Annotated in this window: 29 protein-coding genes; 20 read left to right on the top strand and 9 right to left on the bottom strand. The window is 55.7% G+C overall.

Annotation, left to right across the window (positions count from 1 at the left end; all coding sequences use genetic code 11):
- Positions 1 to 6 precede the first annotated feature (6 nt).
- Both nadX and KHA84_RS02550 read left to right on the top strand, forming a co-directional pair.
- On the top strand, positions 7 to 786 hold the full coding sequence (gene nadX / locus KHA84_RS02555) for an aspartate dehydrogenase (protein WP_213421883.1): 780 nt from the start codon (positions 7 to 9) through the stop codon (positions 784 to 786).
- Between the two features lie 15 nt (positions 787 to 801).
- Positions 802 to 1,584, top strand: coding sequence for an MBL fold metallo-hydrolase (locus tag KHA84_RS02550; protein WP_213421881.1), 783 nt, complete (start codon positions 802 to 804; stop codon positions 1,582 to 1,584).
- A gap of 54 nt (positions 1,585 to 1,638) precedes the next feature.
- On the opposite strand, the gene KHA84_RS02545 is transcribed toward KHA84_RS02550, so the two are convergent.
- The 3 genes from KHA84_RS02545 to KHA84_RS02535 form a co-directional block, all read right to left on the bottom strand.
- The gene (locus tag KHA84_RS02545; protein WP_213421879.1) at positions 1,639 to 2,976 is read right to left on the bottom strand and encodes a CitMHS family transporter; all 1,338 of its coding nucleotides are present in this window, start codon (positions 2,974 to 2,976) and stop codon (positions 1,639 to 1,641) included.
- 159 nt (positions 2,977 to 3,135) lie between these two features.
- A complete protein-coding gene (locus tag KHA84_RS02540) occupies positions 3,136 to 3,834 on the bottom strand; it encodes a response regulator (protein WP_213421877.1) in 699 nt (232 codons plus the stop codon).
- Positions 3,831 to 5,444 carry a sensor histidine kinase gene (locus KHA84_RS02535; RefSeq protein ID WP_336511069.1) on the bottom strand — a complete coding sequence of 538 codons (1,614 nt, stop codon included), beginning with the start codon at positions 5,442 to 5,444 and terminating at the stop codon, positions 3,831 to 3,833. The genes KHA84_RS02540 and KHA84_RS02535 overlap by 4 nt, the downstream gene beginning before the upstream one ends.
- A gap of 94 nt (positions 5,445 to 5,538) precedes the next feature.
- Here KHA84_RS02535 and KHA84_RS02530 point away from each other — a divergent pair, with 94 nt between their 5' ends.
- Positions 5,539 to 6,024 carry a tetratricopeptide repeat protein gene (locus KHA84_RS02530; protein WP_213421876.1) on the top strand — a complete coding sequence of 162 codons (486 nt, stop codon included), beginning with the start codon at positions 5,539 to 5,541 and terminating at the stop codon, positions 6,022 to 6,024.
- Between the two features lie 36 nt (positions 6,025 to 6,060).
- Here KHA84_RS02530 and pgeF read toward each other — a convergent pair whose 3' ends face one another.
- The gene (gene pgeF / locus KHA84_RS02525; RefSeq protein ID WP_213421874.1) at positions 6,061 to 6,822 is read right to left on the bottom strand and encodes a peptidoglycan editing factor PgeF; all 762 of its coding nucleotides are present in this window, start codon (positions 6,820 to 6,822) and stop codon (positions 6,061 to 6,063) included.
- 165 nt (positions 6,823 to 6,987) lie between these two features.
- Here pgeF and KHA84_RS02520 point away from each other — a divergent pair, with 165 nt between their 5' ends.
- A complete protein-coding gene (locus KHA84_RS02520) occupies positions 6,988 to 7,605 on the top strand; it encodes a biotin transporter BioY (protein WP_213421872.1) in 618 nt (205 codons plus the stop codon).
- Positions 7,602 to 8,591 carry a biotin synthase BioB gene (gene bioB / locus KHA84_RS02515; protein WP_213421870.1) on the top strand — a complete coding sequence of 330 codons (990 nt, stop codon included), beginning with the start codon at positions 7,602 to 7,604 and terminating at the stop codon, positions 8,589 to 8,591. The genes KHA84_RS02520 and bioB overlap by 4 nt, the downstream gene beginning before the upstream one ends.
- A gap of 35 nt (positions 8,592 to 8,626) precedes the next feature.
- Here the strand turns inward: bioB and KHA84_RS02510 are convergent, their stop codons facing one another.
- Both KHA84_RS02510 and KHA84_RS02505 read right to left on the bottom strand, forming a co-directional pair.
- Positions 8,627 to 8,899 (bottom strand): hypothetical protein, encoded by a 273-nt coding sequence (locus KHA84_RS02510; RefSeq protein WP_213421867.1) that lies wholly within the window; start codon positions 8,897 to 8,899, stop codon positions 8,627 to 8,629.
- A 74-nt stretch (positions 8,900 to 8,973) separates the two neighbouring features.
- Complete coding sequence (locus KHA84_RS02505; protein ID WP_213421865.1) at positions 8,974 to 9,594, bottom strand: LysE family transporter; 621 nt, start codon at positions 9,592 to 9,594, stop codon at positions 8,974 to 8,976.
- A 191-nt stretch (positions 9,595 to 9,785) separates the two neighbouring features.
- Between KHA84_RS02505 and KHA84_RS02500 the strand changes: the two genes are divergently transcribed.
- Entirely contained in the window at positions 9,786 to 10,706 is a 921-nt protein-coding gene (locus KHA84_RS02500) for an aminoglycoside phosphotransferase family protein (RefSeq protein ID WP_213421863.1), read from the top strand.
- Between the two features lie 37 nt (positions 10,707 to 10,743).
- Here KHA84_RS02500 and KHA84_RS02495 read toward each other — a convergent pair whose 3' ends face one another.
- Positions 10,744 to 11,598 (bottom strand): class I SAM-dependent methyltransferase, encoded by an 855-nt coding sequence (locus tag KHA84_RS02495; protein WP_336511068.1) that lies wholly within the window; start codon positions 11,596 to 11,598, stop codon positions 10,744 to 10,746.
- Positions 11,599 to 11,858: 260 nt separating this feature from the next.
- On the opposite strand from KHA84_RS02495, the gene KHA84_RS02490 reads away from it, so the two are divergent.
- The 8 genes from KHA84_RS02490 (at position 11,859) to KHA84_RS02455 (ending at position 18,345) form a co-directional block, all read left to right on the top strand.
- Positions 11,859 to 12,911, top strand: coding sequence for a serine hydrolase domain-containing protein (locus KHA84_RS02490; RefSeq protein ID WP_213421854.1), 1,053 nt, complete (start codon positions 11,859 to 11,861; stop codon positions 12,909 to 12,911).
- A complete protein-coding gene (locus KHA84_RS02485) occupies positions 12,908 to 13,339 on the top strand; it encodes a VOC family protein (protein ID WP_213421852.1) in 432 nt (143 codons plus the stop codon). The genes KHA84_RS02490 and KHA84_RS02485 overlap by 4 nt, the downstream gene beginning before the upstream one ends.
- A gap of 11 nt (positions 13,340 to 13,350) precedes the next feature.
- Entirely contained in the window at positions 13,351 to 13,878 is a 528-nt protein-coding gene (locus tag KHA84_RS02480; protein ID WP_213421850.1) for a DUF1572 family protein, read from the top strand.
- A 61-nt stretch (positions 13,879 to 13,939) separates the two neighbouring features.
- Positions 13,940 to 14,557 (top strand): class I SAM-dependent methyltransferase, encoded by a 618-nt coding sequence (locus KHA84_RS02475; RefSeq protein WP_213421848.1) that lies wholly within the window; start codon positions 13,940 to 13,942, stop codon positions 14,555 to 14,557.
- Positions 14,558 to 14,661: 104 nt separating this feature from the next.
- Positions 14,662 to 15,153, top strand: a complete 492-nt coding sequence (locus KHA84_RS02470; RefSeq protein ID WP_213421846.1) for a flavin reductase family protein — start codon at positions 14,662 to 14,664, stop codon at positions 15,151 to 15,153.
- Between the two features lie 200 nt (positions 15,154 to 15,353).
- Positions 15,354 to 15,998, top strand: coding sequence for a LytTR family DNA-binding domain-containing protein (locus KHA84_RS02465; RefSeq protein WP_213421844.1), 645 nt, complete (start codon positions 15,354 to 15,356; stop codon positions 15,996 to 15,998).
- A gap of 162 nt (positions 15,999 to 16,160) precedes the next feature.
- Positions 16,161 to 17,684 (top strand): acetyl-CoA hydrolase/transferase family protein, encoded by a 1,524-nt coding sequence (locus KHA84_RS02460; protein WP_213421842.1) that lies wholly within the window; start codon positions 16,161 to 16,163, stop codon positions 17,682 to 17,684.
- Positions 17,685 to 17,793: 109 nt separating this feature from the next.
- Complete coding sequence (locus KHA84_RS02455) at positions 17,794 to 18,345, top strand: cysteine hydrolase family protein (protein WP_213421841.1); 552 nt, start codon at positions 17,794 to 17,796, stop codon at positions 18,343 to 18,345.
- Between the two features lie 180 nt (positions 18,346 to 18,525).
- On the opposite strand, the gene KHA84_RS02450 is transcribed toward KHA84_RS02455, so the two are convergent.
- Positions 18,526 to 18,906, bottom strand: coding sequence for a VOC family protein (locus tag KHA84_RS02450; protein ID WP_213421840.1), 381 nt, complete (start codon positions 18,904 to 18,906; stop codon positions 18,526 to 18,528).
- An 89-nt stretch (positions 18,907 to 18,995) separates the two neighbouring features.
- Here KHA84_RS02450 and KHA84_RS02445 point away from each other — a divergent pair, with 89 nt between their 5' ends.
- The 3 genes from KHA84_RS02445 to KHA84_RS15475 all read left to right on the top strand — a co-directional run bounded on the left by KHA84_RS02445 (position 18,996) and on the right by KHA84_RS15475 (position 20,233).
- Positions 18,996 to 19,682, top strand: coding sequence for a GNAT family N-acetyltransferase (locus KHA84_RS02445; RefSeq protein WP_213421839.1), 687 nt, complete (start codon positions 18,996 to 18,998; stop codon positions 19,680 to 19,682).
- 113 nt (positions 19,683 to 19,795) lie between these two features.
- Positions 19,796 to 20,032, top strand: a complete 237-nt coding sequence (locus tag KHA84_RS02440) for a hypothetical protein (protein ID WP_213421838.1) — start codon at positions 19,796 to 19,798, stop codon at positions 20,030 to 20,032.
- Positions 20,033 to 20,101: 69 nt separating this feature from the next.
- On the top strand, positions 20,102 to 20,233 hold the full coding sequence (locus KHA84_RS15475) for a hypothetical protein (protein ID WP_272875230.1): 132 nt from the start codon (positions 20,102 to 20,104) through the stop codon (positions 20,231 to 20,233).
- A 103-nt stretch (positions 20,234 to 20,336) separates the two neighbouring features.
- Here KHA84_RS15475 and mgtE read toward each other — a convergent pair whose 3' ends face one another.
- Entirely contained in the window at positions 20,337 to 21,695 is a 1,359-nt protein-coding gene (gene mgtE, locus KHA84_RS02435; RefSeq protein ID WP_213421837.1) for a magnesium transporter, read from the bottom strand.
- Between the two features lie 169 nt (positions 21,696 to 21,864).
- On the opposite strand from mgtE, the gene dacB reads away from it, so the two are divergent.
- The 3 genes from dacB (at position 21,865) to KHA84_RS02420 (ending at position 25,785) form a co-directional block, all read left to right on the top strand.
- Positions 21,865 to 23,352, top strand: coding sequence for a D-alanyl-D-alanine carboxypeptidase/D-alanyl-D-alanine endopeptidase (dacB, locus tag KHA84_RS02430; protein ID WP_213421836.1), 1,488 nt, complete (start codon positions 21,865 to 21,867; stop codon positions 23,350 to 23,352).
- 445 nt (positions 23,353 to 23,797) lie between these two features.
- Positions 23,798 to 25,168: an anthranilate synthase component I family protein gene (locus KHA84_RS02425; RefSeq protein WP_213421834.1), complete on the top strand. Its 1,371-nt coding sequence runs from the start codon at positions 23,798 to 23,800 to the stop codon at positions 25,166 to 25,168.
- Positions 25,165 to 25,785 carry an anthranilate synthase component II gene (locus KHA84_RS02420; protein WP_213421832.1) on the top strand — a complete coding sequence of 207 codons (621 nt, stop codon included), beginning with the start codon at positions 25,165 to 25,167 and terminating at the stop codon, positions 25,783 to 25,785. The genes KHA84_RS02425 and KHA84_RS02420 overlap by 4 nt, the downstream gene beginning before the upstream one ends.
- Positions 25,786 to 25,790: the final 5 nt, after the last annotated feature.

The following is a 25,790-nucleotide window of genomic DNA, read 5'->3' as shown; positions in this document are numbered from 1 at the left end:
TTTCTTTTGAACATCGGCATCATGGGAACAGGAAACATCGCAAACTACCTGCTAGAGATCATCAATGGAGAAAAACAGATCGAGGGAATCGTCACTTCCATCTTCGGGCGCAATCGGACGGCCGGTGAGCAGCTGGCACAGCAGTATAAGACCCGCTTTTATCAGGATTTTGAATCATTCATCAGTTCGGACATAGATATTGTCGTCGAGGCCGCCGCAGTGGAAGTGGCAGCCGCCTATGCGGTTCCGGTTCTGGAGAATGAAAAAGACCTGATCGTCAGCAGCATAGGCGCATTTGCGGGAGCCGGGTTTCTGGAGCAAGCCAGGGAAACCGCCAGAAAGAATGGGTGCACCGTCCACTTCCCGTCCGGAGCGGTCGGAGGGCTGGATCTGCTGAAATCGGCCAATGCCACAGGGGGATTGGAAAAGGTGACGATCACTACTCGGAAATCACCTGCGTCACTCGGGCTTGAAGGAATCCGTGAAGAAAAGCCGCTGTTTGATGGCCCGGCAGGCGAGGCGATCCAACAGTTTCCGAAAAACGTGAACGTTGCACTCGCCCTGTCGCTCGCCGGCATCGGAACGGAAAAGACGGGAGTCAGAGTGATCGCGGATCCGTCCGTGAAGCGGAACACCCACACAATCGAAGCGGAGGGAAGTTTCGGAAGCATGACGGCGACCATCGAAAACCAGCCTATGCCGGGTAATCCGAAAACAAGCTATCTGGCCGCCCTGAGCGTACTGGCGGCATTGAAAAACCAAGGAAACCCAGTTGTTATTGGTTAAAAGGGGGAAGACGGCATGATCCGGGATGACTGGTTCACCGTTCAGCAGATCGATTCCGATACATACGCCATCAGCGAATACGGCCATTGGGAGAAAGTGCATTCATTTTTACTGGTCGGTCAGGAGACGGCAATCCTGATTGACACCGGGCTCGGAATCGGGAACATCAGGCGGATTACGGACCAGCTGACAGAGCTGCCGGTTGAAGTGCTGACGACTCATGTCCATGCAGACCATATTGGGAGCCATGGTCAGTTCGATACGGTTTACGTTCACGAAGAGGAGCTGGACTGGATCGTCAATGGGATTAAAGGGCGGACTGACGAGCAGATCAGGAAAGACATGACCCGAGACATCACGATTCCGACCCCTTCCGGCTTTGACCCGGAAACCTATCGTCCGTTCCGGGGAACTCCTGCAGGCACACTGAAAGAGGGGGATGTTTTCAACCTTGGCAGCAGGGTGCTTAGAATCTATCATACTCCCGGGCACTCGCCGGGCCACATCACCATCCATGATGAGACAAAGGGTTATCTGTTCACAGGGGACCTGCTGTACGATGAAACGCCGGTTTATGCGTTTTATCCGACCACCAGCCCGGAAGATCTGGTCCGTTCACTGGAGCGCATTGCGGAAATCCCCGGCGTGAAAAGGATCTTCGGTTCCCATAACACAGTGGGGCTGGACCCGCAGATTCTGGAAGAAGTCCGATCAGCAGTCAGGGAACTGCGGTATCGGGACCTCGTCAGGTTCGGCACGGGCACTCACCGGTTTAAACGCTTCAGCGTGCAATTCTGATACTCAGTCACACAAAAAACAACCCGCTCCGGATTCGGAGCGGGTTGTGTGATATCAAACTTGGATGAGGCCCATCAGGACAGCGATGAACAAGAGCACGAGGCTGAGTCCCCACATCCAGAAAAGGGAGTAGCGAAGGTGCTTGCCCATCTCGAGGCCGGAAAGGCCAAGCGCGAGCCAGACGGCAGGCGCGAGCGGGCTGACGAACGTCCCGACGATGTTCCCGATGATCATCGCATAGGCGGTGGACAGCGAAGGTACGCCGTATGTCGCCGCAATCTGTTCGGCAACCGGGAACAGGCCGAAGTAGTAGGCGTCCGTGCTGAGAAGCAGATCGAATGGAACACCGAGAATACCGATGATGATATGGAGATAAGGCGCGACGGAGGCCGGCAGGATATTGACCGCATCTGTCGCGATGGCAGTCAGCATGCCCGTCCCGTTCAGGATTCCGAGGAACAGCCCGGCTGCCAGGATGATGGAGGCCATCGTCAGAGCGCCCGGTGCGTGTGCGCGGATCCGGTCCATCTGGTCTTTCGTGTTCGGGAAGTTGATCGGCAGGGCGATGGCGACACCGATCATGAAGGCCAGGCCGGCCGGGATGATGCCCGACATGAGCAGGGCGATGATGGCAATGGCCAGGATTGCGTTGACCCAGAGCAGTTTCGGACGGGCCAGGAAGTTTTCCGCTCCCGTTGTCTCCTGGCCGTCCGGGACAACTTCATCAGCGGTCATGTCAATCGTGGCCGCAATTTCGAGAGAGCCATACATCTTGATGATACGGCGCTGTTCCCTCATGCCGAGTAAGACGGCCAGTACAATCATCAGTGCGAGGCCGATGCCCTGGATCGGAATCAGAGGCTGCCAAAGTTCCGTAACGTCCATGCCGAGGACGGAAGCCGTACGGCCAAGAGGACCTCCCCACGGAAGCATATTCATAATTGCGGCCGAACCTCCGACCAGCAAAAGCAGGAGGTATGGGTTCATTTTCAACCGCTTATAGAGCGGAAGAAGGGCGGGGATCGTGATCAGGAATGTTGAGGCCCCCGATCCGTCCAGCTGGGCGATTGTGGCAATCAGGACCGTTGCGATGCTGACAAGGATGACATTTCCCCTCGACCAAGCCACCATTTTACTGATGATCGGGTCAAACAGGCCCACATCCTGCATGATGCCGAAGAAGATGATGGCGAAGATGAACATGACGGCGACCGAGATGACCGTGGCAATCCCATCATTAAAGAAAGTCCCCAGTTCTGAGAAGGTGAATCCTGCTATCAAAGCACCGAGAATGGGCGGAATCACCATTGCGACAATCGGAGTGACCTTCCCGCTGATCAGCAGGGCGACAATTACCAGTATTGTTAGAAACCCTATAACACTCAGACTCATAAATAATTCCCCTTCCGGTACATGGATGAATGCGCTTGCAATAGATTGAATCATTTTTCGTTTCGCATTGTAGAAAAAATATCACATGTTCGGAAAGGGGATAAAGATTACTAAGATAAAACGGATATTACTCATAAAAGATAATAAAGTTCATAAGTTTCACAGGGGGATGTATCGCCGCTCCGGCCGTCCGACCGTGCCATAAATCAGATGCGTCCTGATCTTTCCTGCAGAAACCAGGTACTCCAAATATCGCCGTGCCGTCGACCGGCTTGTTCCGATTTCCTGGCTGAGTTCGGCCGCTGTAATGCCCTTTGTTCCAGTGCCTTCGAAAAAGCCGAGAATCTCGCCCAGTGTGATCGGATCAATTCCTTTCGGAAGCTCGTCACCGCCGGACGGAGCAGGCGGGGAGAGGTCCCGGAAACCGGTGAGCCGGTCGATTTCCTGCTGGCTAAATACCGATGCACGATCGGTCTGCTCTCGGAATGCCCGATACCTTTCCAGAGTCTTGGTGAACCGGTCCGCATCAAACGGCTTGACAATGAAATCGAATATGCCGCCCCGAAGCAGGCCGCGTACCGTCTCTGCTTCATTGGCCGCGGTAACGGCGATCAGGTCCGTGTCCGGATACTGTTGTCGGATGGCGCGGAACAGCTCCAGTCCCTGTACGTCGGGAATGTAGAGATCAAGCAATACCAAGTCGGGAAGCGGATCCGGACGGGCCAGAAAGTCCAGCGCCTCCTGTCCGCTCCGTGCCGTGCCGGATACCCGGAATCCTTCCACGGCATCGACGTACTGCCGGTTAATATCGGCCACTCTGAAATCGTCTTCGACGATCAGGACAGAGAAGTCCTTCATGAATCTTCCTCCTCTTCTTTCGGGATGCTGATGATGAAGCAGGCTCCGGCTTCCCCTTCTTCATAAGTGATTTCGCCGCCGACTTCCGTCAGTGACTGCCTGGAGAGGGCGAGGCCGATGCCCCGGCCCTCCCCGTACTTAGTGGAGAAACCCTGTTCGAACAAGTGCTTGAAACTGCCTGGGGCGACGCCGCCTCCCGTATCTTCGACCTCGAACAGCACATCGTTTCCCAGGTCAGTGAAGTAAACCGAGACGGCACGTTCCCCGCCGGCTTTACCGCGAACGGCATCAAAAGCGTTTTCGATCACGTTGCCGAGTGCGGTCAGGACGGCATCTTGGCGAACTTCAGAAAATTCATGGGACAGCCTGCTGTCCGGGTTGATGGACAGCGTGACGCCGAGTTCCACCGCCCGGATCTGCTTGCCCTGCAGGAGGGCCTGTATGAGGGGATCGGAAAGGCGATCTTCCAGGAACTTGAGCTGACTGTGCTGGGCATTGTTTTCTTTACGGATGTAGTCAATGGCTTCATCCGGACGTCCGTTCATCAGCAGCCCAAGGATGATGTGCATCTTATTCGAGTGCTCATGGGTCTGCGCCCGCTGCGCATTTGCATATTGCCGGATCCTCGAGAGCTCTTCCGTGATTTTCTGGATTTCGCTCTTTCTTTGAAAGGTGATGACGGATCCTGCATATGCCCCGCTTTCCGAAATCGGTGTCTGATTGGCCAGGACTGTCTGGTTGCCGAGCACCATTTCCTTTCCTTGATAGGATCGGCCAAGTTCGATGTTCTGGGGAAGGAGCCGGCGGACGGAGCCACCCAGGACAGCATCCGAACTGCCGTTCAGGATCTCGCTTGCTGCCGTGTTGATGAGAGTTATCCGTCCGTCTCCATCCGTTGCGAGAATGCCTTCGTGTGTTGATTGGAGAATGGCTTCCTGCCGCGTATACAGATCGGAGATTTCTTCCGGCTCCTTGTTGCCCAGCAGACGCTTGATGTAGTTGGAAATGAGAACGGCACCGACGATCCCGATCAACAGGACGATGCCGAGCGTCATCCAGAGGGAGCGTGCTTTCTGTTCAATCAGGGTCTGCACGCTGTCGTTCAGGATGCCGACCGATACGACGCCGACGATCTCACCCTCATGATAGACCGGAACCTTTCCGCGGATCGACAGTCCCAGTGTGCCTCTCTTTTTTGAAATATAGGATTCGCCGAATCGAAGGGCGCGCTCATTGTCGCCACCGACCATTTCGCCTCCGATTTTCTCCGGATCAGGATGGGAATATCGGATGCCTTCCCGGTTGCCGACGACGATGAACTCCGCTTCTGTCTTTTCCAGGATGGGCGTAACGATGTCCTGAATGACGGCGGCAGGGTTTTCCAGTGCAAAGGCATCCTGCAGTTCAGGAATCTCAGCAACACTGTGTGCGATGCCGAGCGCCCGCTTGCCGACCTGATCCTCGATCGTATCCGAGATGAGGTCGTGCAGGAGAAAAGCGAATAGGAGGGAGGCCGCTCCAATCAGCAGGCTGATCAGCAGAATCATTTTTCCTCTCAGGCTGAACCGCCTGTCCCGGATCCACCCGGAGATGGTTTTTTCTTTTACCAAGGCTGGCGGCCTCCTTTCCCCTTCCGTATGAGGAAGATCTGTCTTTTAATTATAGCTGAACGTCATGAGGGTACAAAGAAGGGGGAGGAATACTTTGAGAGAAGAAATCGGAAAGGCCGTCAGGCTCCGGAAGGAAGGGCGGCTAAAGGAATCTAATGAACTGTTGATGGTACTTGCCAAGAAACATCCCGATATTCCGGAGATTCAATATCAGGCAGCGTGGAGTTTTGATGTGCTCGGAGAAGAGGCTTCGGCCGTGCCTTACTATGAGGCGGCCATCCGGACGGGCCTTTCAGGAAAAGACCTGGAAGGCGCCTATCTGGGACTCGGCAGTACATACAGGACGCTCGGTGAATACCGGAAGTCGCATCAGGTCTTTTGCCGCGGAAGGCAAGAGTTCCCGCAAAACCGCGCCCTTCAGGTGTTTCATGCCATGGTGCTTCACAACCTCGGCCGGCATTCAGAAGCAATGGAGCTTCTCCTGGCCAGTCTGGCTGATACCACATCGGATCCGGCTATCCGCAGTTACGAAAAGGCGATCCGCTTTTACGCAGACAAGCTGGACCGTACCTGGATATGAATGAAAAATCCGCCCGGATCTGCCGGACGGATGGATTCAGCTTTTTTTCTTCACGATAAAGCTCAGGTGGCGCCCCGCCTTCTTGTCCTCCCGGTACGAGAAGCCGTCGGGGCTTTTGAACGTGCAGGTGCGGTCAATCGTGATCCGGCCAGCCGGAATGCCGGCCTGCAGGAGCTGGGTTTCGACCGTCTTCTGATTGTCGATATGCCATTTGCCGGTTGCATCATTGTAGTCGATGAAATCGCCGGCATAGCCGAGTGCCTTGAACTTCTCATATACATCCCGGTCCACTTCGAACTTTTCCTGGCTGAGCGCGGCACCGAGCTGCACGCGGAAATCCGCGGGATTGCAGCCTTCCAAGTCCCGGAGATGCCTGAACAGCTTTGGCGTAATTTCCTTGATGGTGCCCTGCCAGCCGGAATGGATTACGCCAATCAGGCCGGTCCGCTCGTCAGAGAAGATAACCGGCACGCAGTCCGCAGTAAAGCTTCCGATCAGCACATCCGGCTCAAAGGTGTAAAGCGCGTCGGTGTCCGGTATCGCAGTATCGGCACGGTCAGCCCCGCGGCCAAAGTCCTCCGTGGTCACTTTATGGAAATGGTCGCTGTGCGTCTGCCCCGCAAGCACAAACCTGGAAAGTGGCACGCCGGCCCATTCTGCCAGGGCCCGGCGGTTTTCCAGGATCGCTTTCGAGTCCCGGCAGGAATGGAGCGCCATATTATTCGCTTCGGGTAGCGCCGGATCTTTCATCGTCATGCCGGCAAGAACAGGATTATTCATATAAATCTTCGGTTTCATTTTCATCACCTTCCTTCATCTTAACGAAAGAGGATAGCCACACACAAGGTAATAAGGGTTAACTTAAACGAATTTTAGGTTGACTAATGGTCGTTTCTCTATCTATGATATTTGTGTTAACAATATTATTTTTTGAGTTAACTAATGTGGAGGGGGAAAACAATCATGCAAGCAACCGCAACCAGATCCCAGGCACGATGGCAGCCGCTTGATCTTGTCCACTGTGCGCTGTTCGCGACACTGATGATGATCGGGGCCAACATCACATCGTTTGCGCCGTTTCTCGTCGTCGGGGGCGTGCCGATCACGCTCCAGACATTTTTCGCCGTCCTGGCAGGACTGATCCTGGGCAGCCGGAAAGGGGCTGTGGCCTGCACGGTGTATATGATGATCGGGCTGGCAGGCGCGCCGGTCTTTGCCCGGTTCGGCGGAGGGGCTTCGTCGCTCGTTTCGCCGACTTTCGGGTTTATCGTGTCGTTTATCCTGATTGCCTATGTGGCGGGGAAAATCGTTGAGCGCAGGGGGACGCTCAAATCATTTGTCATCGCCGCTCTGGTGGCGACGGCGATCAACTATCTGTTTGGAACAAATTGGATGTACGCGGCCTATAATCTGTGGTTCGGCGCGCCGGAAGGCTTTTCCTACTGGATGGCATGGGCCTGGATGATGCCTCCGCTGCCGAAGGACATCCTGCTTGCGGTGCTGGCCGGGTTCTTCGCCTTCCGGATGCAGAAAGTGCTGAAGATCATTCCGATTAAAGTCAATGAGGGGGAAGTGCGATGAACTGGCAGACGCTTGCAGAAGAAGTAATCGGGGGAAAGGTTTTGACGGATGAGGAAGCCATGGCGATCCTGGAGACGGATGATGACAATCTCCTGCCGCTGCTGCACGGGGCATTTACGATCCGCAAGCATTACTACGGGAAAAAAGTGAAGCTCAACATGATCATCAACGCAAAAAGCGGCTACTGCCCGGAAAACTGCGGCTACTGCGCCCAGTCCAGGGACTCCACCGCACCGATCGAGAAGTATCCGTTCATCACAAAGGAACAGATTCTCGAAGGTGCGCGGAGGGCGTATGAAAACAAGGCCGGCACGTACTGCATCGTGGCAAGCGGCCGCGGCCCGACAACGAAAGACGTCCATGTTGTCAGCGAGGCGGTCGAGGAGATCAAAGAAAAGTACGGACTGACCGTATGCGCCTGCCTCGGAATTTTGAAAGAAGAGCAGGCAGCCAAGCTCAAGGAAGCGGGCGTCGACCGGTACAACCATAACCTGAACACATCCGAGCGCCATCATGATTTCATCACGACCTCACATACATACGCAGACCGGGTGGGCACGGTCGAGATGGCGAAGCGCAACGGCATGTCCCCGTGCTCCGGTGCCATCATCGGCATGAAGGAGACAAAGGAGGATGTCATCGATATCGCACGGTCGCTGCGCGCACTGGATGCTGATTCGATTCCGGTCAACTTCCTCCATGCCATCGACGGGACAAAACTGGAAGGCACGGACGAGCTGAATCCGCGTTATTGCCTGAAGGTGCTTGCCCTCTTCCGTTATCTCAACCCGACAAAAGAGATCCGCATCTCCGGCGGACGGGAAGTCAACCTCCGCTCCCTGCAGCCGCTCGGCCTGTATGCCGCGAACAGCATCTTTGTCGGCGACTACTTGACGACGGAGGGCCAGGAAGAAAACAGCGACTTTAAAATGCTCCAGGATCTCGGATTTGAGATCGAGATGCCGAAAATGGCGGAGCCGGTCTGAGCAGAAAACGAAAAGAGAGACATCTGGGAGTGACACTAATTCCCGGATGTCTCTTTTGTTTGCCGCATGCTGATCCGGCGGACCGACAGCAGGGCAAGGGAGGCATAGATCACCAACAGCACCAGACCGGCTGCGAAGGAGAGTTGAAATGCATTGATCATCTGACTGACACCGAGAAACACAAGGACAGCCAGCAGAATCCATCCATTCCGCCGGCTATTCAAATAAACTGTCGTCCAGATCAGCGCCGCAATGGCCCCCGACACCAACGCCATCGCCAAAACCAACGTGAAATCGACCCAACCCATCCTGGTCGCCCCCTTTTTTCCAGTATAAAGAAAACCGGCAAGGGCGGGAACCCTTGCCAGTCAGATAGATCGAGTTAAAGTGCCGTCTTGATTCCGAAGCCGACAAGGAGGGCGCCTGCCGCCTTCATAAAGCCGTTCTGGAACCGGGCGTTGTTCAGCCAGCGCTTGGCATGATCCATGATGAAGACGAGAGTGAAGAACCATCCGACCGCAAGCCCCGTCAGGATGAGGCCGAGGATGATCAGCTGCTCCGGCACATTGCCTTCCAAATTGATGAATTGCGGCATGATGGTCACATAGGCAATGACGGTTTTCGGGTTAAAGACGTTGCTGAGGAGCCCCTGTCTGAACGATTCCTTATGATAGGATTTCGTCACGGCCGGAGTGTCCGCTTCCAGTTCTTCCATGGAAAGAAGGTTTTTCGTGAACAGGCTTCTGATGCCGAGGAAGATCAGATAGGCGGCCCCGAGGTACTTGATGATCGTGAAGAGCACGACCGACTTCGCGATGACGACGGCCAGCCCGAGCACCGCGATGAGCGTCCAGAACAGGAGGCCCGTCGCCATGCCCAACGTCGAATACCGGCCGGCCTTCGTCCCGTGGCTCAGGGTATTGCGGACAAGCAGAATCGTGTCCGCACCCGGCATAATGACGATCATCGCCGCAATTGTAATGTATCCCAGGAGTCCGTCCATCTCAAAAACCTTCCTTCCGTTATGTAGTAGTTGTGAATAATTATAACTGGGTTTTTCCGGAATCCGGATATGAAAGTGTTTTCAGACAATATATTGCATAATACCCTTGAGGGATTTAAGATTGAACATGCACCTGTTTGCATATTGTATACATTTCAATGAATGAAGAATTGTGGGGCGGGAGGCAGTATATGAAACCATTCAACCAGTTGCCCGATCCGCCGCAAGAGTTTAGAGAACGGATGCTTGCCGTCTTCGGGCAGGCGGGGAGAACCTATCTGGAGGGACTTGGAGAGACGGTATTTCGTTACACGCGGGAGTGGGGGCTGACTGTGCAGGGTCCTGCACCAAATCTGTCTTACAACTATGTGCTTTTCGTGACCTGTGCGGACGGGACAGAAGCCGTGCTGAAGATCAGTGTGCCGACAGAGGACAGCCGGAATGAGATTCTGGCCACGACGGCTTATGGAGGAGACGGATGTGCCCGTCTCCTCCGTGCCGTCCCGGAAGACGGGGTGCAGCTGATCGAGCGGCTGTCCCCCGGTGTCATGCTCCGGACGGTCCGGGATGAAAGAAAAGCGGCGGAGCAGTTCTGCGGAGTGTGGAGACGAATCCGCCGGCCGCTTCCGGATGGCGCGGAAATACGCCCGGTCGGCAGGATGGGGCTGGAGGCGTTCGCCAAATACCGGGCTTCGCATCCGGGTGGCGGTCCGGTTCCGGTGCAGCATGTCGCACTTGCGGAGGAATGCTTCCGCTGGCTGGACGAGCATGGCCGGACAGAATTGCTCCACGGCGACCTCCATCACCAGAATATCCTGCTGGACGAGGAGCGCGGCTGGATGGCAATCGATCCGCACGGCTATGCGGGCGACCCCGCCTGTGACCTGGCGCCTTACCTCTACAATGAGCTGGAAGGAAAACCGCTCGAAGAAACGCTTGCCCTGCGCACGTCCATCATGCTCGCCCGGCTTCCGGTCGGCAGGGAACGGCTTTTCCGTGCCTGCATCGCGATGACCGTCCTGTCCGCATGCTGGAATGCCGAGGAGGGGAACCTGCCGGGTATCCGACTGCAGAACAGGATGACCGACTGGCATCGAAGCCAGCTTACTTAATAACACGAGCCGTCCGGAAGCACCCGGGCGGCTCGTTTCAGTTTGCGCTGAATGCAAAGACGTCGAGCGGGCGGATGCCGTGCCGCTCCGCCGCATCCCGGAGCAGCGCCTGTTGGGAAAGGAGCAAAGGCCCGAGTGCGGTTGGGAGACCGGAAAGTTGTACGATGTCCGTCTCGAGATTTTGCAGCACGTATGCGGCTTCCCATTCGCCGTCCTGCATGCGTTCTGCCGTGAGGACATGCTCGTCAGAAATGTGCCATCCCGCAGATCGTGCAATCTCCCTCAGATCATCAGCCGCAAACATCGTCCTGATATTTGACATGCTGTCCGTTTTAAATGCCTCGAGCTGCGCCTGGATAAGGACGGATAACAGATGAGCATATTGCCCAATATCGCCGATCCGGACATCCCATTCGGCAACTGAGAGTTTCGGTGCCCATTCTTTCGCCTGTTTCAGGATTTGTTCCAGCGTTTCTCTGGAATCCATGTACCAGGAACTGTGAGCAAGCACGACGCGGTCAAATGTGCTTTTCCCAAACGTTAGCTCCGGAGACAGTACGTCCGTGCTGAAATCCATCCGGATCCGACCGCCCAGCGGGGAGGCGGACAGGACAGCTGCCGCTTGCCCGAGCGTGTATGGGGCCCCGTAGGATTCCGGCCCGATATCAATGCCATGGACAAAACCTTCCGGCCCGGCAAGATGGGCGAGCACCGCCGTCATATCCCCCTGGCCGCAACCGATTTCGAGAATCCGCTCGCCTTCCCGGATATCCCATGCCCGGGCAATCCGCAGCCGATGAGCCGTCTGAACTTCCTGGATTTCTGCGTTCTGCGGATCCGTCGCCATGCAGGCCAACAATTCTTTGATCAGCCGAACTGTCAAAGAAGCCACCCCCTTTTCACTTCCAGTATACCGCCGGTCCGCCATGATGAATATCATGACTTTTGTCATCCGGTTCCATGACACAAACCACTGATCGCAGCACTGGCCGATTCCTATAATGGAGATAACAACAACTCGGAGGTGCCCCATGAAACCGGCGTACACCCTGCTAGGCAAGCTGCCGAAAAAAGTTCTTAATTGAGTAAAGGGCTGCCGGCCGTTTAAGTCGAACAGTAAATAAAGGACTGAGTATAGATGGGGGAATATTCATGAAAACCGCACCAAGAAAAGAAGAGACGATGGAATACAGGCTAGATCAAGCTGCAGAAGACGGGGATTTCTCCGGAGCTGCCGGAGCAGACACGGGAGACGCCGCAGTCCGGACATTTGCATGGGGTCTGGCCGACAGGTCCGGGGAGCGGAAGAACCGGCCGGACACAAAGTTTGGCATTGCATCGGGCTGCAAGGTGTTCACAGCTGTCGCCATCCTCCGGCTTGTGGAGGATGGAAAGCTCACTCTGGAATCGACACTTGCGGCATGTCTGGACGAAACGTTCCTGAATATTGACCGGAACATCACCATTCATCAGCTCCTGACGCATACGTCCGGCGTGCCGGATTACTTTGACGAAGCGGTGATGGACGACTTTGAGGAACTGTGGAAGGAACTTCCGATGTACACAATTCGCAGCCTGAAGGATTTTCTGCCGCTTTTCCGCGACCGCGGAATGATGTTTTTGCCGGGCGAGCGGTTTCACTACAACAATGCGGGCTACATCCTGCTCGGACTGGTCGTCGAGCAGGCGAGCGGCATGCGTTTCACCGACTATGTGGAGAAGCACATATTCCAGCCTGCCGGCATGAAGGATTCCGGTTACTGGCCGCTCGACCGCCTGCCGAACAACACGGCCACCGGCTATATTGATGAAGAAGACGGAACATGGAGGACGAATGTCTACTCGCTTCCGGTACAGGGCGGTTCCGACGGAGGGGCATTCACGACCGTGCCGGACATGCACAAGTTCTGGGATGCGCTTCTCGGAAGACGCCTGCTCGGGGAAGAACTCACCGCGAATTTGCTTACCCGGCACGCGGAGGACGAGGACGGCGACGGATATGGATACGGGGTCTGGGTCGACATGGAAGACGGACGCGCCGAACGAATCCATGTCATGGGCTACGACCCGGGTGTCAGCTTCCATTCCGCCATTTATCCGGCGTCAGGAGCGGTGTTCACCGCGGCCTCGAACAAGTCGGAAGGCGCGTACCCGATGATGGAAGCATTTGAGGGATATCTACAATCAACGGAGGGGAACCAATGAACCGCATCAATCTGCTGACGCTCGGCGTCGATGATATGGCTGCCTCACTCCACTTCTACAGGGATGGGCTGGGTTTTGAAACCTCGGTCAAGGAAGACAATCCCGGCATTGTCTTTTTCAAAAACGGCGGCACCCGCCTGGCGCTTTATCCGCTGGACGAACTGGCCAAGGACATCGATGCAGCCGACCCTCCGCAGAAAAGCGGATTCTCCGGCATCACGATCGCCTTTAATGCCAAGTCGGAAGAGGAAGTGGACGCCGTCATGGATCAGGCCCGTAAGGCCGGAGGAACCGTGCTGAAAGAGCCGGAGCGGGTCTTCTGGGGCGGCTATTCCGGCTATTTCGCGGACCCGGACGGCTTTGTATGGGAAGTCGCTTTCGGACCCGACTGGCAGTTCGACGGGCAGGACATGCTCGTCATCGATTGAGGGGGAACGCAATGAGCATCGGTAAAGAATACCTGAAAGCTGTCCGCGGCAGGTTCAATCATCTGAAAGATCTCGGGGACCGGGCAGTGGCCCAGCTTGACGGGCAGGACATCCACTATGTGCCGGGGCCGGAGTCCAACAGCATTGCGGTGATTGTCCGCCATCTGTCAGGAAATATGATTTCCAGATGGACGGACTTCCTCACGACCGACGGTGAAAAGCCCGACCGAAACCGGGACGGGGAATTCGAAACGGTTCCGGTCACCAGGGCGGAACTGCTGGACATCTCCGAAGCAGGGTGGCAGACCCTTTTCGGGGCGCTGGATCGCCTGGATGAAGAGGATCTGCTGAAAACAATCCTGATCCGCGGGGAACGCCATACCGTAATTGAAGCGATCGAGCGCCACTTGAGCCATGTGGCCTCCCATATCGGCCAAATCGTCTACATCGCCAAGGTGCTGAAAGGGAACGAATGGGAAACCCTCAGCATCCCGAAAGGACAATCGGAGGCCTGCCGGACAAAGACTCCCGAACAATAACGTGCGATATAATAAACTCATCCACGAATAGCGGGTGAGTTTTTTTATTGGAGGCATTCAGATGAACGAACATGAAACAGACCGGCTGCTCGGCATCCAAACGGCAGGCGTTCAGGACTGGGGCTTGCGCTCCATCCATGACAACCGGTACGAGGCGACCCCGTACGAGGGACTGGATGCCCTGCTGGACGAATACCGGATTGGCCGGACGAGTTCCGTAGTCGATTTCGGATGCGGCAAGGGACGCACGGCCTTTTACATCAATCATCGCACAGGCGCATCCGTGACCGGAGTGGAAATGGACGGTCAGCTTTATCTGGATGCACTGGAAAACCGGAACCTGTATATGATAAAGAAAAAGAACCGTCTGAAGGGTTCCGTCACCTTTATCCGGTCCCGGGCTGAAGCCTACCGCGCGGACCCCCTCGACAATGTCTTCTATTTCTTTAATCCGTTTTCCGTCAGCCTGTTCGCCAAAGTACTCTCGAACATTTTGAAGTCAGTGGAAGAACATCCGAGGACAGCCGATCTCATCCTCTACTATCCGACACTCGATTACCTTAGCCATCTCGAGAACCATTCCCCATTTATCCATCTGAAGGACGTCCCTGTGCCGGGTCTTTCAGAGAAAAACCCAAATGAACGATTTTCAATCTGGCAATTCAAAAGTTTCACGTGAAACAGAAAAGCATTCATGTCGAAAACTGTTGGACGGTTCTGATATAGTGGGGCTGTATGGAAATCTTGCAAGCCCACCACCAGGAAAAGAGGTGAATGATAGAAATGAACAATGAAAAAGTCAATGACTTCAAACAAGTGATGGGGAATTACCCGACCGGCGTGACGGTCATTACAACGACGGCTCCGGATGGTACGCCCGTCGGAATGACGGTCAATTCGTTCGCGTCCGTGTCGCTCGACCCGATGCTGATCCTCTGGTCGATCGACAAACGGGTCTCCTCTTACGATATATTCACGAACGCCAAGCAGTTCGCGGTTCATATCCTGGCGGCGGACCAGGCGGAAATGTGCGCCCTGTTCGCAAGCCACGGCATAGACCGGTTCAAAAACTGCGACTGGGAGATGTCTGCAGACGGTTTGCCGATCATCAAAGGCGCTGCCGGCGTCCTTCACTGCAGCATGTACACGACGGTCGGAGGCGGCGATCACCGGATTCTCATCGGTGAAGTCAAGCATATCGACAACCATGGGAAAGAACCGCTACTCTACCACCGCCGAAAGTTCGATGCGATTCCCGAATCGTTCTACGACTGAGGCTTTGGCTTATAAACCAACGCCGGCCGGCTCCCCGGAAATCACGTGTCCGATCCTTTTCGGGCATTCCGGGGGGTTTTTAAATTACATGAAGAACTAGATTGTTTGTTCCAGATACATAACAAAACCGGTAATATAGGCGGCACAACTTGTTTTCGTTATAATAATGGGAACAATGAAAAACGGAGGAAGGTGACATAGTGGCAAAGTTTACAGAAAAAGAACTGCTGGATGTGTTGGGGGAACTGTTCTCTGATGAGATTTCAATCGGTGTCACCGATACCGAACAATATATTTATTACCGGCCGAGCAAACGGGTCGATCTGAAAATCCGGCCGGGTGATCCGGTGAAAGAAGGCACCATTGCCCACAAGGCGCTTTCCTCAGGGCAAAAGGAATCCGAATTCATCGACCGCCAGGTATTCGGGATTCCGTACCATGGCATGGCCGTGCCGTTTCATAAGGACGGAGAACTGCAGGGAACGGTCCTCGCCGTTTATCCGACCTATACGGAAGGCAAATCGGTCGTCACCATCAAAACCGAGGATGGCTGGAAGCCGGTTCCGTTTGGGGACGTCAAATACTTTGAAGTCAAAGACCGCAAAACGCAGGTGATCACGGAAGGCCTGACGGGCACCCACAAAAACACGCTCCAGGAATTTGAGTATGTTCTTCCGAGGGACATGTTTGTCCGGTGCCACCGCTCCTTTATCGTGAACGTCCATCACATCAGGGAGATTTATCCGGACTCCCATTCGACATTCCTGCTGGAGATGGACAACGGGGACCGCGTGCCGGTGAGTCAATCCTATTCAAGTTATTTCAGGAAGATTTTAGGATATTAAATTGTCCTTTTTTAGTCACATTTTTCTGTAGGTAAAACATGAAACCGGCTTTTCTGGCCAAAAACCACTTCCTTGAAAGCGTTTTAGGGAATAATGAGAATAAGAAAATTTATCACTTGCTCCTAATTCCAACTAAAACTTTCAGAAGAGGTTGATTATACGATGACTAACATCCAGCTTGATCGCATTGAACATGAAGCGTTGCGCAATCGTGTAGTGACGCCTGAGGAAGCAGCATCCTGGATTGGGGACGGCATGACGCTCGGCCTCAGCGGCTTTACCCGTGCGGGTGACGTGAAAGCGGTTCCGTTTGCATTGGTCGACCGTGCTAAGGAAAACGGCTTTAAAGTGAATGTGTTCACTGGTGCATCCCTCGGATCCGATGTCGACACGCTGTTCGCCGAGGCAGGCATTGTCAATAAGCGGCTTCCGTTTCAGGCGGACCCGACGATGCGCAAGAGCATCAATGCCGGCGATATGTTCTTCGTTGACCAGCATCTTTCGCATACAGCCGAACTGGTGCGCTCCGGAGTGATGGGCCCGATTGATTTCGCCATTGTCGAAGCGATCGCAGTCAAGGAAGACGGCACGATCATTCCGACAACGTCCGTCGGCAACTCATCCCTATTTGCCACCCATGCCAAAAACATCATTGTGGAAATCAACCTGGCGCAGACTCCGCTACTTGAAGGCATTCATGATATTTACGAGCCGGAAAAGCAGGGGGCGCGCGGCCCGATTCCGATTGAAAAAGCGGGTGACCGCATCGGTGCGCAGGGCATCAAAGTCGATCCGGAGCTGATTCGCGGGATCGTCTTTACCGACCAGGCGGATTCACCGTCCACGATTGTCCAGCCGGATGAGGAAACAAAAATCATGGCGGACCATCTTCTCGACTTCCTCCGCAATGAAATCGAGCTTGGCCGTCTCGATGAAACACTGGCCCCACTCCAGTCGGGCATCGGCAGCGTGGCGAATGCCGTCCTTCACGGCATGATCGATTCCGAGTTCAAGAACCTCGAAGTCTATTCCGAAGTCCTTCAGGACGCGGTATTCGACCTAATCGATGCCGGCAAGGTCGACCTTGCTTCGTGCTGCTCGATCACGCTTTCCGACGAGAAGATGAAGAAGGTGTTCGGCAACTTTGAACAGTATCGCGACAAGCTGATCATGCGCCCTCAGGAAATGTCCAACCACCCTGAAGTGATCCGCCGGCTCGGCCTGATCTCGATCAATACGGCACTTGAGTTCGACATCTACGGCAACGTCAACTCCACGCACGTTTCCGGCGCGAAGATGATGAACGGCATTGGCGGCTCCGGCGACTTTGCCCGAAATGCGCGCCTCGCGATTTTCGTCACGAAGTCGGTTGCCAAAGGCGGCGACATCTCGAGCATCGTACCGTTCGTCTCGCATGTAGATCATACGGAGCATGACGTCGATGTCGTCGTCACGGAACAGGGTTACGCAGACCTCCGCGGCCTTGCACCGCGCGAACGCGTGCCGCTCATCATCGAAAACTGCGTACATCCTGACTACAAAAAGCAGCTCTGGGCGTACTATCAGGAAGCGCTCGAGCGCGGCGGCCAGACGCCTCACGTCCTCGAAAAGGCATTTTCCTGGCACCAGCATCTTGCTGAGCACGGTACGATGAAGATGGACAAGGAAACGGTCGAAGCAAAATAAACTCATTCATCCCTGCCCCTGCGGCGGGGATTTTTCTTGAACGGATGTGTCATGACAGGTGATGGGCTTCCCTGATATGATGGGAGTAAATGTGATTAGCGGAAGGGGTATGAAAATGAAGGCTTTGCTGAATGTGGATTACACGATCGATTTTGTCGCGGATGACGGAAAACTGACCTGCGGCAAGCCCGGGCAGGCGATCGAGGGGGAAATTGTCCGGCTGACCAAGCAATTTCTGGAGCAGGGCGACTACGTTGTTTTTGCAATCGACCGGCATGAAGAAGGCGATACGTGCCATCCGGAAAACCGTTTGTTCCCGCCGCACAACATCGCCGGCACCGAAGGACGGGATCTGTACGGCGAGCTCCAGTCTGTGTTCGAAGCCAATCGGGACAACAAAAACGTCCATTATATGGACAAGACCCGCTACAGTGCGTTTGCGGGGACGGACCTGGAAATCAAGCTTCGGGAGAGGGGCATCACCGAGCTGCACATCGTCGGTGTCTGCACGGACATTTGCGTGCTCCATACCGCGGTCGATGCGTACAACAAAGGCTTTTCCATTACTGTCCATAAAGGTGCCGTAGCCAGTTTTAACCCGGCAGGACATGAATGGGCGCTGGAACATTTCACAAACACGCTCGGCGCGAAAGTTGTCTGAGCAATTTTTCCCCGGACCACGAGGCGGGCCGGGGACTTTTATCTTCCGCCATATGGGCGGACCGGATGGAATTGAGGCTCGCTGATCGGAATGATTGCCAATTGACACGAAGGGCAAGAACGAACCCCCATGACCGGCGAGCATAGTCATGGGGGTACATGAATTTATTTCTTCCCGGCATCATTCACCGGTGCGTACAGGCACTTCACTCATGAGGGCAAGGTGGTTGCCTTCGGTGTCCGCGAAAAACGCCATCCAGGTTTCCATGCCGTCCATCTTGGCGACCACGTGAGGCTCACCCATAAACGGGACCTCTGCTTCCTGCAATTCCTTCGTACGTGAATGGATGTCGTCCGTATTAAAGTAGATGACCGACCCGTTTGACGCAAAGGCTTCGTGCTCAGGCACCGTCAGCATGAGCCGGACGCACCCGCAGTCAAAAAACGCCATTCGGTCCGTCTTGAACCAGAGCGGCAGGCCCAACTTTTCCGAGTAAAATGCAGCCGCCCGCTCGATATCCTCCGCCGGCAGGCCGATCTGTCCGATTGTCGTTTTCCCCATTTCCCCAACCCCTTCCGATGGTTATCTCAAAGATACTTTTCAGGGCAACCTTTGTAAAGTACGATGGAGAAAGGAAGGCAGGGATCGTGATGGAGAGCATCATCTTTGAAGGAAATCTGAAAAACGGGCAGCCCATCCATATGCGCAAACTCACCGCGGGGCAGCTGCCGGAGATTCTTTCGCTGCAGCAAGAAGTCATCGAAGCGCTTGAAGTAAAAGAGCGTCTCCAGCCTCTTACGGAGGAGGAGTTCCGTTTTATCCTGGACGGCAACGGGGAGATGCTCGGGGTGTACGCTGACGGGGAACTGATCGCCTGGCGCGCAATGCTCGTCCCCGACAACGACCATGAGGGGCTTGGGCGCGATGTCGGTGTGCCTGAGGAAGAGATCAGCAAGGTCATCTACCAGGAAATATCCGCCGTGTCGCCAAAGTGGCGGGGCTTTTCGCTCCAGACATTGATGGGGCTTGTACTGATGGAGCGCGTCGATTCCGATAAGCATCGCTACGTTTGCTCGACGGTGATGCCGGGGAACATCCCGAGCCTGAAGGACAAGTTCAGGCATGGCCTCGAAGTCCGCGCGCTCAAGGAGAAATACGGCGGCAAGCTCCGGTATGTTTTCTTTAAAGACCTCAAGACGCAGGAGCATCAGCGGACGGAATCCCGGGAAATCCCGATGGATGACATTGCCGGACAGCAGGCGCTGCTTGGGACTGGCTGGGCCGGAACTGCTTTGGTCGGGGACGGCAATGGGTGGTTTGTCCGCTACGAGCGTTGAGGGAATGTCGCGAGTGTTATAAAGGTTGTGCTGATGGTTCATTTGCACGCCCGGTTCATATGATAGTGGAGAAGTGGACTCATAAAGGGAAGCGAACCGGGGGAGAGATGGATATGTGGCAGGAACCTCCCTTTCAGAATGGCGGAGGCCTTCAATACCCGCCAAGCCAACAAAACCAGGCTGGTAATGGCGGCAATAATTCGGGCGGCTCGGTCAGCCGTGGAGCCGCAATCGGACTATTTGGCGGAATCCTTGCAGCGATCGGTGATACGCTTGCAGCGATCGGCGCCGCCATTGCCATAGAGGAAGCCCGCATCGAGTCGGAGCAGGAGGACCAGCTGCATGCGTAATTCCAGCAACAGCTGGATGATCTGAAGAAACTGCTGTCCGACCAACAGGAACAGCAGAGGCAGCAGCAGATGGACCAGATGCAAAAGCAGATCGATGAGCTAACGAAGAAACTGGACCGGCAGCCGTCGCCCGACATTGAGCGGCTGAACGGACTGATTGAACAGCTAATTGCCAAGACAGGCCAGGATGAAAGCAGCTGACATTACCCGCCGGAGGGGATGTGAGCTGCTCGTTTGATTCTGATGATAAAAACACAAAAACCGCTGAGCCCCCGTAATGGGTGTCCGGCGGTTTTTGCTGTTCTTATGTCAGGTAGTTCAGGAACATCGTCGCAATCCCGAAGTAGATCAGGAGCGACAGGATATCGTTGACAGTTGTGATGAGGGGGCCGCTTGCCACTGCCGGGTCGAACTTGAAACGGCTCAGGACGAGCGGGATGACCGTGCCCGCGAGCGTCCCGATGATCAGCGTGATAATGAGTGATGAACCGACGACGATGCCGAGAACGAAGCTGCCCTGCCAAATATACGCAATGACCGAGATGAGTACACCGCAGACGATTCCGATGATGACCCCAACCAGGAGTTCCCGTAAAACGACTTTGATGGCCGTCTTCATATCCAGGTCCTCTGTCGCAAGGCCGCGGACGATGATCGACAGTGACTGCGTCCCGGTGTTACCGGTCATTCCGGCAATGAGCGGCATAAAGAACGCGAGGGCGACCACCTGGCTGAGCGTGTCCTCGAATCCGCTGATGATGCTTCCTGAAACGAGACCGATAAAGAGAAGCAGGATCAGCCACGGCAGGCGCCTCATGGCGGCTGTTACCGGTTTGGTCCGGAAATCGATCTGCTTACCGCTCGCCATCAGCATCTCGATGTCTTCATCCGCCTCCTGGACGATGACGTCGATCACGTCGTCAACGGTGATGATGCCGACAAGGACATTGTCATCATCCGTGACGGGAATCGAGACGAAATCATATCGTGCAAACTGTTTGGCGACGACTTCCTGGTCTGTCCGCGCGTTCGCCGAAATGACGCGGCGGTACATGATGTCGCGGACGGGCGTGTCCGCATCGGTAAGCAGCAGCTGGCGGTACGACAAAACGCCTACCAGCTGCTTGTCGCTGTTGATGACGTATGTATAGTTCAGGTATTCCGCGTAGTCGCTGTAGTTTTTCAGCTTTTCGACCGTCTGCCCGACCGTATAGTCCTCATGCACCCAGACATACCGGTTGGTCATGATGCGTCCGGCCGTCTCCGCCGGATAATCGAGGATCTTGCGGACGCTTTCCGCTTCCTCCTTGAGCATCTGGCCGGTCAGCCGGTCGATCTCCTCCGGCGAGAGGTCTGTCAGCATCGCTGCAAGGTCATCGTTTTGCATCAAGTCAAGTACCGGAATAGCCTTGTCGGGGTCCAGCGACCTAATGAATTCAATCTGCTCGTCCGGCTTCAGATACGGCAGCATCTCCGTAATGGTCGGGAGGTCAAGCCATTCCAGGATCAGCTGGTGATGCTTTTTTGGGATCTCCATATATTGCACCGCCTGGTCATAGGGGCGCAAATCCAGAAACAGCTTTAAAAAACCCGTCCGGTCGCCTTCCTTCAGCTGCCGGATCAGGGCGATTGTCATCTGTTCTGGACGAATATCAGCAACCATGTTCATCGCCTCCTTCTGCTACATTCACTATACCCAACAGGACGGGGCTTAGTCCGCGAACAGGACTTTTCTCCCCCGCATGCAAGAAGAAAATAAGCCAATCATAAGATGTAGAATTCAGAATATTTTTGATAAACTATTCGAAACTCATTCTAAAGGGGGATGACCCATGGCAGCCACAAAGAAAAAATGGCTCACCGCAATGACGCTATCCGCACTTCTTCTCGTTCCCGCAGGCGCCGCACCCGGCCTGCAGCCTGCAGTCGCGACAGATGAAGATGCCGCGCTCGGAAACACACTAAACGAAATCCTTAAAGACTCGAGGCTGGACGGCGCCACATTCGGGGTGAATGTGACCAAGGCATCGACGGGGGAGACCGTTTACGGTCACACCGATGACCTGCTGCTTCATCCTGCATCGAACATGAAGATCCTGACGGGCGTAGCAGCGCTGGAAGTGCTCGGTCCCGATCACCGATTTACGACGGATGTCCTCCACACCGGCAAGCTGAATCCGGGCGGTGTTTTGCACGGTGACCTGTACCTTCGCGGCAAGGGCGACCCGACGCTTCTCAAGGAGGATTTTGCACAGTTTGCAAAGGAACTGAAGGCGAAGGGCGTCAAAAAGGTTCACGGCAACCTGGTCGCGGATGACAGCTGGTATGACGACGTGCTGCTGTCGGAAGACCTGAACTGGTCCGATGAACACAACTACACCGGAGCCGGCGTGTCAGCCCTGACTGCTTCTCCGAATACCGACTATGATGCGGGCACGGTTATCGTGAACGTCAACCCGGCCAATGAAGCGGGTGCCGCGGCGGAAGTCACGCTTGATCCGTTCACGGAATCGGTGACGATCGACAACCGGGCCGAGACTGTCGGCAAAGACGGGAAGAAATCGATTTCCATCACCCGTGAGCACGGCACGAATAACATCGTGATCACGGGCACGATCCCGGTCGGCGCGACGGCTTCCCGTTCCTGGACGGCAGTCGAGGATCCGACGATGTATGCACTTGATCTGTTCAAACAGGCACTGAAGCAAGAAGGCATTGCGGTTTCCGGGAAGCTGGCCGAAGGTGAAACGCCTAAAGAGGCGTCTGCCCTCGCATCGAAGCAGTCGATGCCGCTCAGCGAACTGTATATCCCGTTCATGAAGCTCAGCAACAACGGCCATGCGGAAGTGCTCGTGAAGGAGATGGGCCGCGCGGCTGCAGGTGAAGGCTCGTGGGATGCGGGACTCGGCGTGATGGAGGACGTTCTCACGGGATATGGCCTCGACCCGGCCGGCATGCGTCTGCGGGATGGCTCCGGCATGTCGCACAAAAACCTTGTGACTGCGGAGCAGCTGTCCGTCCTTCTCTATAAGGTCCAGTCCAAACCGTGGTTCGATGTATTCCTTAACTCTCTTCCTGTCGCGGGCCATCCGGACCGGATGACGGGCGGCACGCTCCGCACCCGTATGAAGGACACCGAGGCGGCGGAGAATGTGAAGGCCAAGACCGGCTCGCTCACCGGCGTCTCGACGCTTTCGGGCTACGTGGAGGCGAAAAACGGTGAAAAGTACATCTTCTCGATCCTGTTCAACAACTATCTGGCCAGCTCCGTCACGCCGATCCAGGACGAGATCGCAGAGGCCATCGCGGAACTGGATTAACCGGTAATCTTAAGAAAATCTGAAAAGCAGACTTGACGGTATTTTCTAAACAATGTAAGATGGGTGATAACTTTTTAGTCCGGTAGGGGCAGAAGGTGCCGGGAGCGGCATCGCCCTTGGATCAAAGAGCTGAGTTGAGCAGAGCATAGCAGAGAAATTGCAGAGTAAGAAGAGTAGCATGCGACAGGCGGCCCAGAGAGCCGGCGGCAGGTGGAAGCCGGAGCGCCCCGCATGTGAATGGACTTACGAGAGCCGCCGCGGCCCCGGCCCGGCGGACGTTCTTCCCGCGTTAAGGGAACGTGCCGCATTCTGCGGCATGGCCGAGAGGGGGCGATCTGCCCCAACCGGAGGTGGCAACGCGGATTTTTTCCGTCCTCCGCAACAGGACTGCTGTGCCTGTTGCGGGGGACTTTTTATTTTCCCAGAGAAGAGGAGCTGAGCAGAGATGAGCACAGTCAGAGAACAAAAAGGAGCCGGACGGGTGGCCGTCAGAAAGATTGCGGCGGATGCACTGACGCCTGTCGCCGTATTCGAAAGGCTGAAGGGACAGAGGAAATTCATGCTGGAAAGCTCCGGCGCGCATGACGGTCCGGGGCGCTATTCCTATATTGGGCAGGATCCGGTGAAGACGTACCGCGCAGAAGGCCAGGTCCTTGAAGAGCGGGACTGCAGGACGGGGAGAGTATTCCGGCACGAGGGCGAGCCGCTCGACCTGCTCCAGCGGCTGTTGCCGAGGGTCGCTTCTCCTGAAGCCTTTCCGTTTGCGGGAGGTGCCGTCGGGGCGATCGGATACGGAGCGGGTGAACATAAGGTAACTAGCGCCATGGGACCGGATGTGCTTCTGAACGTCTACAGCACGGTCATTGTCTTCGATCATCTGGAGGGTACGGTGTCGATTGTCCGTACCGATCTCGGGGATGGACCGCCGGACGGAGAACTTGAACGGATCCAGTCCCAGATCCTGTCGGGCGTCGAGCCGGAAACAATATCCTTCACGCTCGGCGAGTTCACATCGGATACCGAAAAAGAAGCGTTCGAAGAAGCCGTAAGGCAGGGGATCGATGCCATCGAGGCAGGCGAGCTGTACCAGGTTGTCCTGTCTCGGGAACTGAGCGCACCGTTTTCCGGCAGCCCGTTCGGCCTCTACCGCCGGCTCCGCCGGCGCAACCCGTCGCCGTACATGTACATCATCGATCTGGAAGAGACGGTCATCGTCGGGACTTCTCCCGAAAGTGTTGTAAAGGCGAAAGACGGTATCCTCTCGATGAACCCGATTGCCGGGACTCGCCGTCGGGGGAAAAACCGGGAAGAAGACCGGGCGCTCGAAGCGGAACTGCTCGCAGACCCGAAAGAATTGGCCGAACATGACATGCTCGTGGACCTCGGGCGCAATGACATCGCGAAAGCCGCTGTGCCGGGGACTGTCAAGGTAACCGCCTACCAGGAAGTCGTTCGCTATGAGCACGTCATGCACCTCGTTTCCGAAGTGGAAGGACAGCTGGAAGAGGGAGCGGATGCGTTCGATGCCGTCCGGGCATGCCTGCCGGCCGGCACCGTGACCGGAGCGCCGAAGGGGAGGGCGATGGCGCTCATCGACCGGCTGGAGCCGTCGCCGCGAGGCCTGTATGGAGGATCCGTCGGCTACATCGGCTTTAACGGCAACATGGACATGGCGCTCGCCATCCGGACCTTCTTTATCCAGGACGGCATCGCTTCGGTACGGGCAGGTGCCGGGGTCGTCCACGATTCCCGGCCTGAGCTCGAATACAAGGAGACGGAAAACAAAGCCCGTTCGCTCACGGAGGTGGTCAAATGATTTTGCTGATCGATCATGAAGACTCGTTCACCCAGAACCTGTCCGGCGCCCTCGCCGTGCTCGGTGAGGACATCGGCATCCTGGACGCCAAGGCTGCGACACTGTCGAAGGTCGAGCGCTTCGGCCCGTCGGCGATCATTCTGTCATCAGGACCGGGGAGTCCGGAAAACTGGCCGGAATCGATCGAGATCGTCCGGGAGTTCGGGGCGGATGTCCCGATACTCGGCGTTTCCCTCGGCCAGCTGATCATCGCGGCCGCCTATGGAGAAGAGGAAAGCCGGCGTACCCAAATCCGGCACGGTAAGCCGGCCATGGTGCGCCACAAGCGCGGTGGACTGTTCGCCTATCTTCCCCAGCCGCTCCGCGTGATGTGCTGCCACTCGGCGGCACTTGATGAGGGTGAGCTTCCGGAAGTGCTGCACGCGGACGCCTATTCGATGGACGACAACACAGTCATGGCTGTGCGCCACGACCGTCATCCGGTCTACGGGCTCATGTTCCATCCGGAATCGGTCGGAACGGAAATGGGGGAGCGGCTGCTTGCCGCTTTCCTGGAAGAAGCCAAGGCCTTCAATAAACAGAATGCATCGGGACCCGAGCGGATTCCCGGACTTTAACACGA

This window comes from Bhargavaea massiliensis (assembly GCF_018390575.1).
Classification (GTDB): Bacteria; Bacillota; Bacilli; order Bacillales_A; family Planococcaceae; genus Bhargavaea; species Bhargavaea massiliensis.
Note: the sequence above shows the minus strand (reverse complement) of the source record. Positions and strands in the feature narration are given on the sequence as shown.